The following is a 254-nucleotide window of genomic DNA, read 5'->3' as shown; positions in this document are numbered from 1 at the left end:
CGGCGTTAATCACCGCTCCGCCGCCGGTCAGCACCGCGCAGCCGAGGACGGCAGCGATCTCCGGCGGAACGTCGTCGCCCACTGGAACCACCGACTGCCGGTTCAGCACCGCGTGGCTGGCGAAGCCGGAAACCCCCACGTGGTGGAACACCTCCTCGCCGTCCCGGTGCAGCCGGAACTGCTTGCCCACCAGGTAGCCAGCATTGTTGGCAATGCTGCCGGGGGTGCAGGGCAGTTTCCCGTCCGTCTTGCAG

At 68.5% G+C, this 254-nt stretch carries 1 pseudogene; it reads right to left on the bottom strand.

Features of this window, described 5'->3' with window-relative positions:
* Positions 1 to 254, bottom strand: a pseudogene (locus SB754_RS21590) (alcohol dehydrogenase); the annotation flags it as partial.

Origin of the sequence: Leifsonia sp. SIMBA_070 (assembly GCF_046534635.1) — a bacterium.
Taxonomy (GTDB): domain Bacteria; phylum Actinomycetota; class Actinomycetes; order Actinomycetales; family Microbacteriaceae; genus Leifsonia.
Note: the sequence above shows the minus strand (reverse complement) of the source record. Positions and strands in the feature narration are given on the sequence as shown.